Origin of the sequence: Brevundimonas sp. DS20 (genome assembly GCF_001310255.1) — a bacterium.
GTDB classification, from domain to species: domain Bacteria; phylum Pseudomonadota; class Alphaproteobacteria; order Caulobacterales; family Caulobacteraceae; genus Brevundimonas; species Brevundimonas aurantiaca.
Map to the genome: position 1 here is coordinate 1 of NZ_CP012897.1, position 15293 is coordinate 15293.

Here is a 15293-nt window from a genome sequence, read left to right on the forward strand (position 1 = left end):
AGGATTAGCGTTTGACGGAGTCAAACAATTTAACTGCGAATCAACCAACGAATCAGCGTTGACCCGACCGGCGCGCCGCGTAAGTTTTGGGCTCTAACGCACTTCCATCCCAACACGGATGAAGACGGCGCGGGACGATAGTTTCGCGTTGGCGGGAGATGTCTGTCCAGGAGTTCGGCCCCGCCCGAAAAGCATCGCTTTTCGGGGCTGGAGAAGTCGTCCCTGAACCATCGCCCTGAAGTGCAGACGATCGGATTGGCTTTTTGGATTGGGTGGCGGAGCGATGGTTGGGGGTGCGATGGCGGCGGCGAACGGCGTGGACGGATCGAACATGACGGATCCGAACCGCATCTGGAACGAGGCCTCGTTGCGCCTGAGGGCCGAAATCGGCGACGGCCCCTTCTCGTCCTATATCGCCCCCTCGGCCGTGCGGATGGATTCCGCCGGTCAGCTGATCCTGGTCACCCCCACCGCCTACGCCCGCGACTGGGTTCGCAAGAACGCCCTGCGGCGTATGAACGAGCTGTGGCTGGGCCTGGACCGGCTGAACCGCCGGCTGGACGTCCGCTGCCGCGCCGAAGTGGGCTCGGCGCCCCCGGCCTCGGCGGTGATCGGCGGCAATGTGGTGGACGCCACTCCCCGTCTGGCGGCCCTGGCCCAGCCCACCGTCGCCCCCGTCGCCGACGGCGCCCGGGCCGTGCGCGCCGCAGGCCTGCAGGAGCGTCTGACCTTCGACAGCTTCGTGGAGGGTCAGGGCAACGCCTTCGCCCTGGCCATCGCCAAACAGGTGGCCAGCTGGGCCGACGGCCACTTCAACCCCGTCTTCTTCTGCGGCCCCTACGGCTACGGCAAGACCCACCTGCTGAACGCCATCGCCTGGGAGGCCCAACGCCTGCGGCCCGAGGCCAAGGTGGTCTATCTGACCGCCGAACGCTTCCTGTCGACCTTCGTCAAGGCGATGCAGGACCGTTCGACCGCCGCCTTCAAGGAAAGCCTGCGCTCGGCCGACATGCTGCTGCTGGACGACGTCCAGTTCGTGGGCGGCAAGGCGAGCACCCAGGAGGAGCTGCTGTCGACCCTGACCGCCCTGATCGAGGACGGGAAACGGATCGTCTTCTCGGCCGACCGCGCGCCCATGGCCCTGACCGAAGTCGAACCGCGCCTGCGCAGCCATCTGTCCGCCGGCCTGACCTGCCCGGTCGAGGCGGGCGACCGGGCGCTGAAGATCGCCGTGGCCCAAAACCGCCTGAAGGCCCTGTCGGCTCTGGGCGTGGTCCAGGGGGAGGCCGCGCCCGAGGTGCTGGCCCAGCTGGTGGATCGCACCCCCGGTTCGATGCGCGAACTGGAAGGCGCCGTGAACACCCTGGCCGCCGCGGCCGGATCGCGTCTTTCGTCCCTCTCGGTGGACGAGGCCTCGACCCTGCTGGGCGCCGCCCTGCGCGGCGGACCGGAGCGCCGCATCACGGTCGATGAGATCCAGAAGACGGTCGCCGACCATTTCAACCTGAAACAGGCCGACCTGCTCAGCGAGCGCCGCACCCGTTCGGTGGCCCGTCCCCGTCAGATGGCCATGTATCTGTGCAAGCAGCACACCACCCGCTCCTACCCCGACATCGGCCGTCGCTTCGGCGGACGCGACCACACCACCGTCCTGCACGGCGTGCGCAAGATCGAGGAGCTGATGGCCCAGGACGACCAGATCGCCCGCGACGTCGAGGCCCTGACCCGCAAGCTGCGGGGCTGATTTCGAGCGGCGAGCGGTCGGCGGCGAAGGGCGAGCGAATAGAAAACGTCTCATCCCGCCGATTTGCCCCCAATATCCCTCGTCACTCGCCAACTAACCACGCGCCGCTTCCTTGCTCCTTGCGCCCAATCCGCTAGTGTCCAAGGCCCTTTATCGTGGCGCTCCAGCCTGAGTCGCCGCATCCGGGCGAGACGATATGCAACTGACCATCGAACGATCCGCGCTCCTTAGGGCCCTGGGCCATGTGCAGAGCGTGGTCGAACGTCGAAACACCATTCCGATCCTGTCCAACGTCCTGCTCAGCGCGGGCCGTGACCGTCTGGCCTTCGCCGCCACCGATCTGGACATGGAGATGGTGGACGAGGCCGAGGCGACGGTGAACGTCGAGGGCCAGATCACCGCCCCCGCCCACACCCTGTACGAGATCGTGCGCAAGCTGCCGGAAGGCGCCGAGGTCTCTCTGACCTATTCGGGCGACGATCCCCGTCTGGTGGTGTCGGCCGGTCGGTCACGCTTCAACCTGCCGGTCCTGCCGGCGGGCGATTTCCCGGTCATGTCGACCGACAGCGCCGGCGCGTCCTATGTCATGCCCAAGGAAGACCTGGCGCGGCTGATCGACAAGACCCGGTTCGCGGTCTCGACTGAAGAGACGCGTTACTATCTGAACGGCCTTTATCTGCACACGGTGGCCGAGGCCGGCGTGCCTCTGCTGCGCGCCGTGGCGACCGACGGCCACCGCCTGGCCCTGGCCGAGACCCCGGCGCCCGACGGCGCGGCCGGCGGCCCCGGCGTCATCGTGCCGCGCAAGACGGTGGATCAGGTCCGTCGCCTGCTGGACGACGCCGGCGGCCCGGTCGAGATCACCGTCTCGGCCCAGAAGATCCGCTTCCAGCTGGGCGAGGCCAGCCTGACCTCCAAGGTCATCGACGGCGCCTTCCCGGACTATCTGCGCGTCATTCCGCGCGGCAACGACAAACAGGCCGACATCGACAACGCCCTGTTCGCCAAGGCCGTCGACCGCGTGGCCACCATCTCGGCCGAGAAGAGCCGTTCGGTGAAACTGGCCTTCGACAACGACCGGGTGAAGCTGACCGTCCGCAACATGGAGGCCGGTCAGGCCGAGGAAGAGGTCGAGATCGGCTATTCCGACGAACCGTTCGAGATCGGCTTCAACGCCCGCTATCTGCTGGACGTCGCCGGCCAGATCACCGGCGAAAACGCCGCCTTCCGCTTCGCCGACCCGGCCTCGCCGACGCTCGTGCTCGATCCGGGCGATCCGGGCGTGCAGTATGTGCTGATGCCGTTGCGGGTGTGATCGAGTGGCGAGTGGCGAGCACGACTCGTCCTGCTTTTCTCGCCACTCGCCACGCGCCACTCGTCACTTCCTTGATCACCTCCCTCACCCTCACCGACTTCCGCTCCTATGCGAGCGCACGGCTGGAGCTCGCCTCCGGCCCGGTGGTGCTTCATGGCCCAAACGGAGCGGGCAAGACCAATCTGTTGGAGGCGATCAGCCTCTTGACCCCCGGCAAGGGATTGCGCGGCGCGACCGCCGCCGAGATGGGACGCCGCGAGCCGGGCGAGGCGACCGGCCGCGCATGGGCCGTCATGGTCGAACTGGACGACGAGACCCGTCTGGGCACCGGGGTCCAGACGGCGGGCGCGGCGCGGCGCATCGTCCGCATCGACGGCGAGACGGCGCAGCCGGGGCGGTTGCTGGACTATCTGCGTCCCGTATGGGCCACGCCCGAGCAGGATCGGCTGTTCTCCGACGCCCGGGCCGAGCGGCTGAAATTCTTCGACCGGCTGGTGTTCGCCGCCGATCCCGACCACGCCGCCGCCGTCTCCGCCTATGAAAAGGCCCTGCGCGAACGCTTGCGGCTGTTGAACGACGCACAGGACGGACGCGAGGCCGACCCCGTCTGGCTGGACGCCCTGGAAGCCCGGCTGGGCGAAGCGGGCGCACGCGCGGCCCTGGCCCGCGTCGCCGCCCTGCACGCGCTCCAGGCCGCCATCGACGTCCGCCGCGACCGCCCCTTCCCCCAGGCCGACCTGGGCCTGGACGGCCCCGCCGAACAGATGGCCGAAGCCGGCGCCGAAGAAGACGAGATCGCCGCCGCGATCCGCGACGGCCTGGCCAAGGCGCGCGCCCGCGACGGCGCGGCCGGCCGCTCCCTGTTCGGCCCGCACCGCACCGACCTGACCGCCCTTCACCGCGAGAAGAACCGCCCCGCCGCCGAGGGCTCTTCCGGCGAGCAGAAGGCCCTGGTCCTGAACCTGATCCTGGCCCAGATCAGCCGCCTGTCACACCAGTCGGCCCGCCCCGTCCTGCTGCTGGACGAGGCCCCCGCCCACCTGGACGAGGCCCGCCGCGCGGCCCTGTTCGACGAGATCACAGCCCTGGATCTGCAGGCCTTCATGACCGGCACCGAACGCAGCCTGTTCGCCGGTTTGGAGGGCCGCGCCCAGTTCGTCCGCGTCGCCGGCGGGGCGCTGGAGCGCGACTAGTTTAAGCCCTGGGGTTCGGTTATTCTGAAGCCCATGGCCACCCTGACCCTCTCCCTGCCGGACTCGCTGAAGGCCTTCATCGACGCCCAGGTCGCAGACCAGGGTCTGGACGCAGACAGCGACTACGTCCTGGCTCTGTTGAAGCTGGAGCAGGAGAAGCAGCGTGTCCGCGACATGCTGATCGAAGGCCGGGACTCCGGTCCTGGAGAGATCGTGGACGCCGACTACTTCCGCAAACGCATCGACCGTATCGAGGCCGCGCGCCGAGCAGGTCTTGGTCTGGCGCATCCTTCACGCGCAGCGCGACCTCGCGGCGGCTTTGGCTGAGACGGCGTTTCCGAAGGTTCAATCGACATTCAGCTCACTGCGGTCAGGCCGCTCTTCCCGCGTCAGAGGGCCTTGATGCGGCGACCGGGTTCATCACAGCGATCACGGCGGATTCACAGCGGTCACGACGCCATCGGAACCCGCCGTGTTCGCCGTGACCTCGTCGTGCCCGTTGTGATGAACCCACCCTCAATCGGCGTTACGCCGCCAGACGTTTTCCCTTCCGCTGACGCGGGAAGGAAGACCGACACTCAATCGAATAGAGTCTTCAACGCCCGAGGCGCCTCTCCTGGGTTGGCGGCTGCGCGCAGGACGGCAGGACGACGGCAGGCCCAATGTCGATTGGCCCTAGCCCAGATCTGCGGGCCAAGCCCTTTTACGATCGCCGGCGGACCTACGCACAAACCCTGCGCCAACCGTCCGTTTCGCTCGCAATTCCTGCCGAATTTCCTATATCTTACCAGCTTCGGACGGCGCTGGGATTCGCGTCGTTCGTACCTTGCTTCGAAGCCCGCCGTCCGGGCGTCTCAACGACCGATTTCATGACCGATCCGATTGCTGAACAGCCCGAATACGGCGCCGATTCCATCAAGGTTCTCAAAGGCCTGGACGCGGTGCGCAAGCGTCCCGGCATGTATATCGGCGATACGGACGACGGCTCGGGCCTGCACCACATGGTTTATGAGGTGGTGGACAACGCCATCGACGAGGCCCTGGCCGGCCACGCCGACCTGGTCCAGGTCATTCTGAACGCCGACGGCTCGGTCACGGTGACCGACAACGGCCGGGGCATCCCGACCGACATCCACACCGAGGAAGGCGTCTCGGCGGCCGAGGTCATCATGACCCAGCTGCACGCCGGGGGTAAGTTCGACCAGAACTCCTACAAGGTCTCCGGCGGTCTGCACGGCGTGGGCGTGTCAGTGGTCAACGCCCTGTCCGACTGGCTGGAACTGAAGATCTATCGCGACGGCAAGCAGCACCAGATGCGGTTCGAGCGCGGCGACACGGTCAAGTCGCTGGAAGTCACCGGCACGGCGCCGATCCGCACCACGGGCGACAAGGCCGGTCAGCCCCTGAGCGGCACCGAGGTGACCTTCTTCCCCTCGATCACGACCTTCAGCCACATCGACTTCGACTTCAAGACGCTGGAGCACCGCCTGAGGGAACTGGCCTTCCTGAACTCGGGCGTGGTCATTCGCCTGGCCGACATGCGCCACGCCGAGCCGATCGACGTCACCCTGCACTATGAGGGCGGGGTCGAGGCCTTCGTGCGCCACCTGGACAAGTCGAAACAGCCCCTGCTGAAGGACGTCATCGTCATTCGCGGCAAGAAGGAGGGGATCGAGCTCGATCTCGCCCTGTGGTGGAACGACAGCTACCACGAGACCATGCTGTGCTTCACCAACAACATCCCCCAGCGGGATGGGGGCACCCACCTGTCGGCCTTCCGCGCCAGCCTGACCCGCGTCATGGGCGGCTATATCGAAAGCTCGGGCCTGGCGAAGAAGGAAAAGGTCGCCCCGACGGGCGAGGACGCCCGCGAGGGCCTGACCTGTGTCCTGTCGGTCAAGGTGCCGGACCCCAAATTCTCCAGCCAGACCAAGGACAAGCTGGTCTCCTCCGAGGTGCGGCCGGCCGTCGAGGCCCTGTGCTCGGAAGGCCTGTCCACCTGGTTCGAGGAACATCCGGTCGAGGCCAAGATGATCGTCGCCAAGATCATCGAGGCCGCCTCCGCGCGGGAGGCGGCGCGCAAGGCCCGCGACCTGACCCGCCGCAAGTCGGCGCTGGAAATCAGCTCCCTGCCCGGCAAGCTGGCCGACTGCCAGGAGCGCGACCCGGCCAAGTCCGAACTGTTCATCGTCGAGGGCGACAGCGCCGGCGGCTCGGCCAAACAGGCGCGCAACCGCGAGAACCAGGCCGTCCTGCCCCTGCGCGGCAAGATCCTGAACGTCGAGCGCGCCCGGTTCGACCGGATGCTGTCGTCGGACCTGATCGGCACCCTGATCCTGGCGCTCGGCACCGGCATCGGCCGCGACGACTTCAACGCCGACAAGCTGCGCTATCACAAGATCATCCTGATGGCGGACGCCGACGTCGACGGCGCCCACATCCGCACCCTGCTGCTGACCTTCTTCTATCGGCAGATGCCCGAGCTGATCACGCGCGGCCACGTCTACATCGCCCAGCCGCCCCTCTATAAGGTCTCCAAGGGCAAGCAGTCGCGCTATCTGAAAGACCAGGCCGAGATGGACGCCTATCTGATCGAGGAAGGCTCGTCCGAGGCCGAGCTGGACCTGTCCACCGGCGAGCGCCGCCTGGGGCTGGACCTGCAGGCCCTGGTGCGCGAGGCCAAGGCCTTCAAGGCCGGGGTCGACCGCCTGAGCCAGCGCGCCCCCGCCTTCGCCATCGAACAGGCGGCCCTGGCCGGTCTGTTCACCGAGAACGCCGACACCGCCGAGGCGGCTGCGGCCGCCGCCGTCCGCCTGAACCTCTACGCCGAAGAGGGCGACGGCGACTGGACCGGCGCGCCGGGCGAGCAGGGCGCCGTGATCTTCACCCGCACCCGTCGCGCGGTCCAGGAGACCATCGTCCTGGAAGAGACCCTGATCCGGTCGCTGGACGCCCGCCGTCTGGCCGAGCGCGCCGCCGCCTTCGACGGCGTCTTCACCGCCCCCGCCACCTACCGCCGCAAGGACAAGTCCACCACCATCCGCGGGCCGCTGGACCTGCTGAACGCCGTGCTGGACGCCGGCAAGAAGGGCCTGGTCATCCAGCGCTACAAGGGTCTGGGCGAAATGAACCCGGAACAGCTGTGGGAAACCACTCTGGACGCCAACGCCCGCACCCTGCTCCAGGTCTCGGTCGAGCACGAGGAGGACGCCAACGACCTGTTCGCCAAGCTGATGGGCGACGTGGTCGAACCCCGCCGCGACTTCATCCAGGAAAACGCCCTGGACGCCGCCGTCGACGTCTGACCCTCGGTCCCCTACCTCCTCATCGAAAAAAGCCGCCCCCGATCCTGCGATCGGGGGCGGTTCAGTTTGGCGTCAGGGTTTGACGGGCTGAGCGAAGTCCGGCTGGAGGGAACGTCCCCCCAGCCGGCATCGCCCAGGTTCTGGATCAGTAGGAATAGGCCAGGCGGACCAGGAAGTTCCGGCCGGGTTCCATATAGTCCTTCTGATAGGAGGGGCTTTCGCCCTTGGTCGTATAGTAGCGGTGGCCGTCCAGGATGTTCTGGACGTCGAAGTCCATCGTCAGGCCGGGACGGAAGGTGTAGCGCGAGTGGAAGTCCAGGCTCTTGTTGGGCTGGACCCATTTGTCCACGGCGTTATCGCGCAGGTCTTCGATATAGGCGCCCTGATACTGATAGGACAGCCGGGCTTCGAGGCCGTACTTCTGATAGGTCAGAGAGGCGTTGTAGATCAGATCCGGCGCCTGGATGAAGGAGATCTTGCGCCCCCTGCGGTAGTCCAGACCCGTCTCGGCCTCGCTGACCTGGCGGGTCAGATTGGCCTCGACCCCGAAGCCGTCGAAGGGCGCGGCCATGCCCTCGAACGACTTGATCAGGTTCAGCTCGACGCCCGTGATCCGGGCCGTCTCACCGTTCTTGGGCTGAGTGATGGTGATCACGCCTTCCTGGGTGGGAGCATCGACCGCGCTGCCGTTGGTGAAGATGAAGTGGTCGATCTTCTTGTGGAAGACGCCGATCGACACCAGGCTGGAACGGTCCGGGTAATATTCAGCCGAAACGTCCAGGTTCAGGGCCTCGGCCGGTTTCAGGTCGGGATTGCCCTGGCTGATGGAGACGATCTCGCCCAGGGTCTCGCCCGGCCTCGGTTTCGCCCGGCCGACGCTGACGCCGCGCGAGATGTTGCTGAACTCGGGCCGGGAGAAGCTGGTCCAGATCGCGCCGCGATAGACGAAGTTTTCCGACGGGCGATAGACCGCCGTCACGCTGGGCAGGACGTTGGTGTAGTGGCTGTCGGTATCGCCGAAGCCGCTCCGGTCGCCGTCTTCGATCCAGTTGGTGTTGGTGACTTCCGTGTGTTCGACGCGCACCCCGGCGACCACGTCCAGATCGTTGAGCTGGAAGCTGGCCAGGCCGTAACCGGCGTAGATGGTCTCCTCACCGCTCTTATCGCTCGAGTTCAGATCGGCGTAGGAATAGTTGACCGGATTGGCCTTCTGGGCGGCCTCGATGGCGGCCGTCACCTTGTCGCGGTTCAGGATGGCGCCGTAGTAGTAGCGGCCGTTCAGAACATTGCGGACCTCGCGGTCGATCAGGCCCGACTGCCCCAGGCTCTTGCCCGCCAGCGGCGTGTTGTCGAACGAACCGCCCCAGATCGGCGTGGCGTCGTATTCGCGTTCGGACCGCAGGATCTTCACGCCCGCCTTCAGATGACGGACGAGGCCTTCCATCTCATAGACGGCGTCGAACTTGAACGCCGTGCGCGCGTCGGTCTGTTTGTCGCGGCTGCGGCCGCCGCCGTCATAGGGCAACAGATTGGGATCGTTCTGCGCGTTCTGGGCGAAGGCCGGCAGTTGCGGCATGGGGAAGCGCGGATCATAGGACGACCACAAGAGGCCCGTCTGGTTGAACGGCGCCGAGCAGGCGTCGCAGTTGTACCCGATGGAGAAGCTGTCCGGTCCGCCCTTCTCGCCGGCGCTGTAGCTGAGGTCATAATCCAGGGTCAGGCGGTCCAGACGGCTCTGGCCGCCCAGATTGATGGTGCCCAGGGTCGAGGTCTGGTCCAGGGTCTGGAAGGTGCGGGCGAACTGGAAGGTCTCGGGCTTCCACACGCCGGACCGGCCGAACAGGGACCAGTAGGACGAGCTGCTCTTGCGGTCGGCGTCGGTGATCACGCCGTCAGTGTCGAAGTCTTTGATCTGGGCGGTGGTGTAGCTGTAAATTCGGCCCTTGGCGCCGAAGCCGACGACCGCATTGTCCGGCTGGATCAGGCTGGTGTCTTCCAGATCGACCTGCTGGAGGCGCTTGGTCTTGCGGCTGCGGAAGTCGGTGTAGTCATTGGTGCCGGTCCGTTCCAGACGGCTGTACTGACCGCGCAGATAGAAGTCGTTCGTGTCCCCACGATAGTCGATCGAGAAGTTCCCGCCGAACCGCTCTTGCTCGATGCGACGGTAGTCCAGGTCGATGCCCGGCAGGTACATCGAACGGTCGTCGATCTCTTCGGTGCTGTTCCGACGCCAGCGATACGGCTCCCACTCGCCGTCGTTCTCGGTCTCTTCGTTCAGGCCGTTGCTCTTGCCGTAGTTGAAGGAGACGAAGGCGCCGAAACGGCTGTCGGACGGCAGGCGGCTGGCGAAGTCCAGCTGGACCTGGCCGGCGCCGTCCTTTTCATCCTGCTCGCGAGCGCGGTCGTTGATCCCATAGCTGAGGAAGGCGCGCGCCACCGGGCGGGCGAAATCGAAGGCCGTGGGGGTCTGGAAGTTGACCGAACCGCCGATGGCGTCGCCGTCCATGTCGGGCGTCAGGGTCTTGGAGACGGTGATGCTCTTCAGGCCGTTGGGCGGCAGGACCGTCATCGACATCTTGCGGCTGTCGGGATCGGTCAGGGCGACGCGGACGCCGTTGATCGAATAGGCGTTGAAGGTGCCGGCCAGGCCGCGCACCGAGACATATTCGCCTTCGCCCGTCTCCTGGTTGACGACGACGTTGATGCCGGGCGCGCGGGCCAGGGCGTCGGCGACGTTGGCGTCGGGCAGCTTGCCCAGGTCGTCGGACGAAATCACGCTGGACACCACGCTCGAGCGGCGCTGGGCCTCGATGGCGTTGGCGGTGCTGAGGCGCTGGCCGGTCACGACGACCTCCTCCACCTCGGCGGGCTTCGATTGCGGCGCGGCGGTCTGGGCGTGGGCGGCGCCCGCGACCAGGGCGGCGGAACCCGCCATGAGGACGGCGCGCAGGCCGGTCCGGGCGATGGTGTGACGATGAACGGCCCGTTCCTGGGCCATGAGATGACGCGACATGACTGTCTCCATTGATCCTGATGTGTGGTCGGATCGGCCGTCTGGGTCCGCTCAGGGCAGGCGTCAGCGATCAGCGACGCGCGGGCGCGCCCTGACTGCATCAACCGCTCGACCCAGACCCGGGCCGAAAACTATTGGATTGCGACGGCGCCGCCGGGACCGGCGGGCCGATGTCTTGTGCTCCGGCTATCCGGAGCGATGACGACTGGAACCTTCACTCATTCAACAACCCCCATTCGTTGAAATGAAAACTAGGCTTCCGCCCTGCGGTTGATCAGGTCGCAGAGAAGGGCGCGATAGGCCTCGAAACCGGCGACCTCGACGCCCTGGGCCTTGCCCAGTTCGTCGTAGCGGCGCAGCCGAAGGGCGGCTTCGGCCGCCGGCAAGGCCATGAATTCCTCCACCTCGGCCGGGCTCATCGGTCCCCCCTGCAAGGCCAGGCTCTGAAGCGAGGCGGCGCTCAGCCGATCAACATAGCCCGGCGCCGTGGCGGCCAGACACCGTTTGGCCGCCACATGCAGTCGGACCGGCTCGGTCACTTCAGGTCCAAAGGCGCGGGCCAGATAGCCGGCGCTGATGTGTTCGTGACGGGTGTCGATGCCCCGGTCGGCGGCGTCCTCGCCGGCCTTCTGCATCATGTGGCCGACGTCGTGCAGCAAGGCCGCCGCCACCAGGGCGGGCGGAGCCCCGTCCGCCTGGGCATGGTGCGCCGTCTGCACCGCATGCTCCAGCTGGGTGACGTCCTCCCCGTAATGCAGCCCGCCCAGCCGGGCGAACAGGTCCGAAAGTTCAGAGACGAAGGCGTCGGCGTCCACGGGAGAGGTCATCAAATTTCCGTCGTAAGCAGCGGTCGAAAGAGCGGGGGTCACAGGCGCATCCGCCCGATGGCCGGATCGGTGCGGCTGGGGCGGCCGGTCTCCACATGACCGGCCAGCCTCTGGATGAAGGTCGGATCATTCTCCAGGCTCACCGTCAGGTCGTACCAGTGGTCGCTGCCGCGCAGGTCCCAGGTCGATTGCGACGCTGCGCCGGGCCGGACGGTCAGCCGACGCCGCGCCTCGCCTTCGGACAGGGGATAGGCGGGGTCCATTTCCAGCACCGCCAGGGCCGCCTCCTCGCCCACGCCCGTCACGCCCACGGTCAGCACGCCCCTGGCGTCTGTGGCGATCATCACCTGCGGCTGGGGCTGGGCGGCGTCGCCCGCGAAGCGGCGGTAGAAGCCGTTGGGGCCGTGAACCATCAGATCATAAGGGCCCGGCCGGCCGGTGTTCCAGTGTCCGGCCGCGTAGGTCTCTCCGGCGGCGAGGGTGAAGCGCCAGGGGCCCGCGCGATCAGTGGCGTCGAACACCTGGAAGACCGCGCCGGTGCGGCCGCGGTTGACCAGGTCGATCCAGACGGCCCCGTCGGCGACGCGGGCCTGGGCGGCCAGATCATAGGGCAGAGGGCGGGCGCCCCGCTGCGGCCCGTCCTGCACGGCCGGAACCTGGCGCTCGGGAATCCGCAGGGTCGGCGCGGCCTTGGAGCGGGCCACGCGCTGCATGTAGTCGGCCGTGGCGGGCAGAGACAGGGCGGCCCAGTCCTGGTTGGGACGCGCGAAGTCGAAGGCCGACGTCAGGTCGCCGCAGACGGTCCGACGCCAGTCGCTGATGTTCTCCTCCCGAACGCCGAAACGCTTTTCCAGGAACTGCAGCGTCGAGGTGTGGTCGAACACCTCCGAACAGACGAAGCCGCCGCGGCTCCAGGGCGAGACCACGATTGCGGGCACCCGAATGCCCAGGCCCAGCGGATGGGCGCCGCGATGGGCCGGATCGGCGTCAGGCCCATAGACCTTGGCCTCGCCGGCGACCGAGACGGTGCTGTGGCCCTGGTCCGGCGTCAGGGGCGGCATCGGCGGCTGGACATGATCGTAGAAGCCGCCGGCCTCGTCATAGTTGACGATGAAGACGGTCTTGGAGAAGACCTCCGGGTGATCGACCAGGGCCTCGATCAGCTGGGCGCAGACGTGCTCGCCCTTGGACGGCTCGGCGTCGGGATGTTCCGACAGATCCCGCGCCGTCACGATCCAGGACACCTGCGGCAGGCGCCCGCCCGCTATGTCGGCGCGGAAGGCCTCCACCAGCTGCTCGCCGTCCGATCGGGTGCGGTCCGGGCCGGTCTTATGCTCCGACACCCAGGACCGGCCGCGCTGATACAGGGGCGACTCCTTGGGGCAGGGCCGGAACGGCTTGAAGACCGACAGGATGTTGTCGCCGAAATTGTCGTACTCCTGATAGACCTTCCAGCTGACGCCCGCCGCCTGGAGCCGTTCGGCGTAGGTGGTCCAGTCATGCGGACCGCGCGCCATCTCCATGTCTTCGGCCATGTCGGCGCTGGGCGTCTCGTCCTCGCCGTAGTTGCTCATCTCCGGGTCGCCGCCGACCTTTCCGCCGCCGTTGCAGCCGGTCCAGAGGTGCAGCCGGTTCGGATAGGTCTGGGTCAGGGTCGAGCAGTGATAGGCGTCGCAGACGGTGAAGGCGCTGGCCAGGGCGTAGTAGAAGGGCAGGTCCGAGGCCTTGTAATAGGCCATCCGCTTATGCAGCTCGCCGGAATGGCCCCACTGGTCATAACGGCCGCCGTTGACGATGGTGACGGCGGCCTTGTGGCCCTGGTCCGACCCGTCGACCGTATAGGCGTTGGTGGTGCGGGAATCCCCATGGAAGGGAATGACGAAGCCGTCGGGGTGCTGGTCGCTGGGCTGACGCCAGACGCTGGCCCCGCCAGGCAGCCGTTGGGGGCGCGGATCGCCGAAGCCGCGCACCCCGTTCAGCGCGCCGAAATAGTGATCAAAGGCGCGGTTCTCCTGCATGAAGATGACCACGTGTTCGACGTCCATGATGGTGCCGGTGGCGTTGTTGGCGGGAATGGCCATCGCCTTGCGCACCGTGGCGGGCAGCAGGTTCAGGGCCGCGCCGGCGGCCGCGCCGCCCAGAGCGCCCCGCAGGAAAGACCGACGATCATTTGACATGGATCAAATCCCCCTCTTCATTTTTGGTATAGACCAGAAGGGGTGTCGTCTTCGGCGAAATTTTCATGAAGCTTGCGCGGCGGATGTCTGAACCTTCCGTGGACGGACCCGGCTCGCTTGACCCGCAATGCTCGAATTCGCATCTTCCGACCGGGCGGGAATCGACCGTCGTTTGAGCGATTCCATGACGCAGCCGGACAGTCTCCATTACCTCGGGGTGCGCGACGCCATCGCCGCGCGGATCGCGGGCGGAGAGTTGAAGCCCGGCGAACGCCTGCCCTCCGAACGTCAGTTGCAGGTCGGCGGCGGCGTGGCGCGCGGCACGATCCGCGAAGCCCTGTTCCAGCTCGAGGCCGAGGGGGTCATCTATCGAAAGGACCGCAGCGGCTGGTACGTCTCGCCCCCGCCCGTCGTCTATGATCCGACGCGCTGGGAGGGTTTCATGTCCTATGTGGAGGCCCAGGGACGCCGGCCGACCACCGAAACCCTGAGCAAGACCGAGATCGCCTGCACCCCGGTCCTGGCGCCGATCTTCGGCCGACCGGTGGGGGCCCCCATGTACCGCATCCGCCGCCGGCGTTCGGTCGACGGCCGTGCGGTTCTGGTAGAGACCATCGTCGTGGACGCCGCCATGGCCCCGGACCTGCTCAGCCATCCGCTGGACGGCTCCCTGACCAGCGTGCTGAAGTCCGCCTACAACATCGCCGTGGCCCGCAACCGGGTGGACATGCAGCCCTGCGCCCTGACGCGCGGCGAGGCCGAGGCGTTACAGGTCAAGTCGGGCCTGCCCGGCCTGAACGTGGTCCGAACCAGTTATGACGCCCAGGGCCGGGTGGTCGAATTCGACCGCGAATACTGGCGCCACGACGCCCTGAAGATCAGCGTCGACATCCGGGTGCGTTAAGCCCTCGGGCGATCAGGCCCTCCGCGCCGCCTCGGCCTCCAGGGCCGGGATCAGATCCGCCACCGTGTCGATGACCCGGTCGGCGCCCGCCTTCAGCAGACGATCGGCGGCTGCGGCCAGCCGGGCCGACCGTTCGTCCGCATCCAGCTCGGCCAGGGCCTGGGCCGTCAGCCCCGTCAGATTGCCGGACGCGGCGACCCCAATGGTGAAACAGCCGGCGCTGCGCCCCTCGGCGATCCCCACCTCGGCGTCATCCACCTTGACCACGCGCGACAGGGGCCAGACGCCCAGATCGGCGCAGGCCTTGTAGATCATCAGGGGCGACGGCCGTCCCTGAGGCGTCTCATGGGCGCAGACCACCAGGTCGGGGGCGTAACCCTGGTCGGCCGCACGGGGCAGGACCGCCTGCATCATCTCGCGCGTATAGCCGGTGCAGGAGGCGATCTTCAGACCCTCGCCCCGCAGCCGGGCCACGACCTCGGCGGCGCCGGGGATCAGGTCCGCCGTTTCCTGGGCCAGGCGGATCATCGGCTGCTGGAGTTCGCCCATGACCCGTTCGACCGCCGCCGTATCGGGCGCCGCGCCGTGCGCCGCCCGCCAGGCCTCATTGACGCGGGGCTGTTCGAACAGGGCCCGCACGTGATCGGCCTTGGCCCGGCCCATGTCGCGGCGCGCCTCGTCCTCCGTCACGGGCGTGTCCAAGGCGGCGAAGGCCTCCATCAGGGCCAGAACAGGGGCCCGGCTGCCGAAATCGACCATGGTGCCGGCCCAGTCGAAAACGACCATGTCGAAACTGTCGCGGATGGGGGTCATGG

At 67.3% G+C, this 15293-nt stretch carries 10 protein-coding genes; 6 read left to right on the forward strand and 4 right to left on the reverse strand.

What is annotated here, in order from left to right:
- Window positions 1-331: 331 nt before the first annotated feature.
- From dnaA to gyrB, 5 genes are all read left to right on the forward strand, one after another.
- Window positions 332-1744 carry a chromosomal replication initiator protein DnaA gene (dnaA, locus tag JL11_RS00005; RefSeq protein WP_054766718.1) on the forward strand — a complete coding sequence of 471 codons (1413 nt, stop codon included), beginning with the start codon at window positions 332-334 and terminating at the stop codon, window positions 1742-1744.
- A gap of 196 nt (window positions 1745-1940) precedes the next feature.
- Complete coding sequence (gene dnaN / locus JL11_RS00010) at window positions 1941-3059, forward strand: DNA polymerase III subunit beta (protein ID WP_054763870.1); 1119 nt, start codon at window positions 1941-1943, stop codon at window positions 3057-3059.
- Window positions 3060-3130: 71 nt separating this feature from the next.
- On the forward strand, window positions 3131-4252 hold the full coding sequence (gene recF / locus JL11_RS00015) for a DNA replication/repair protein RecF (RefSeq protein ID WP_082382532.1): 1122 nt from the start codon (window positions 3131-3133) through the stop codon (window positions 4250-4252).
- A 33-nt stretch (window positions 4253-4285) separates the two neighbouring features.
- Window positions 4286-4579 (forward strand): ribbon-helix-helix domain-containing protein, encoded by a 294-nt coding sequence (locus tag JL11_RS00020; protein WP_054763872.1) that lies wholly within the window; start codon window positions 4286-4288, stop codon window positions 4577-4579.
- A 542-nt stretch (window positions 4580-5121) separates the two neighbouring features.
- Window positions 5122-7557, forward strand: coding sequence for a DNA topoisomerase (ATP-hydrolyzing) subunit B (gene gyrB, locus JL11_RS00025; RefSeq protein WP_054763873.1), 2436 nt, complete (start codon window positions 5122-5124; stop codon window positions 7555-7557).
- Window positions 7558-7702: 145 nt separating this feature from the next.
- On the opposite strand, the gene JL11_RS00030 is transcribed toward gyrB, so the two are convergent.
- From JL11_RS00030 to JL11_RS00040, 3 genes are all read right to left on the reverse strand, one after another.
- Window positions 7703-10570: a TonB-dependent receptor gene (locus tag JL11_RS00030; RefSeq protein WP_231681345.1), complete on the reverse strand. Its 2868-nt coding sequence runs from the start codon at window positions 10568-10570 to the stop codon at window positions 7703-7705.
- A gap of 251 nt (window positions 10571-10821) precedes the next feature.
- On the reverse strand, window positions 10822-11397 hold the full coding sequence (locus JL11_RS00035; RefSeq protein WP_054763874.1) for an HD domain-containing protein: 576 nt from the start codon (window positions 11395-11397) through the stop codon (window positions 10822-10824).
- Window positions 11398-11435: 38 nt separating this feature from the next.
- Window positions 11436-13574 carry a phosphocholine-specific phospholipase C gene (locus tag JL11_RS00040; protein WP_054763875.1) on the reverse strand — a complete coding sequence of 713 codons (2139 nt, stop codon included), beginning with the start codon at window positions 13572-13574 and terminating at the stop codon, window positions 11436-11438.
- 184 nt (window positions 13575-13758) lie between these two features.
- On the opposite strand from JL11_RS00040, the gene JL11_RS00045 reads away from it, so the two are divergent.
- On the forward strand, window positions 13759-14478 hold the full coding sequence (locus JL11_RS00045; RefSeq protein ID WP_054766720.1) for a UTRA domain-containing protein: 720 nt from the start codon (window positions 13759-13761) through the stop codon (window positions 14476-14478).
- 12 nt (window positions 14479-14490) lie between these two features.
- On the opposite strand, the gene phnX is transcribed toward JL11_RS00045, so the two are convergent.
- A complete protein-coding gene (phnX, locus tag JL11_RS00050) occupies window positions 14491-15291 on the reverse strand; it encodes a phosphonoacetaldehyde hydrolase (protein WP_082382534.1) in 801 nt (266 codons plus the stop codon).
- Window positions 15292-15293: the final 2 nt, after the last annotated feature.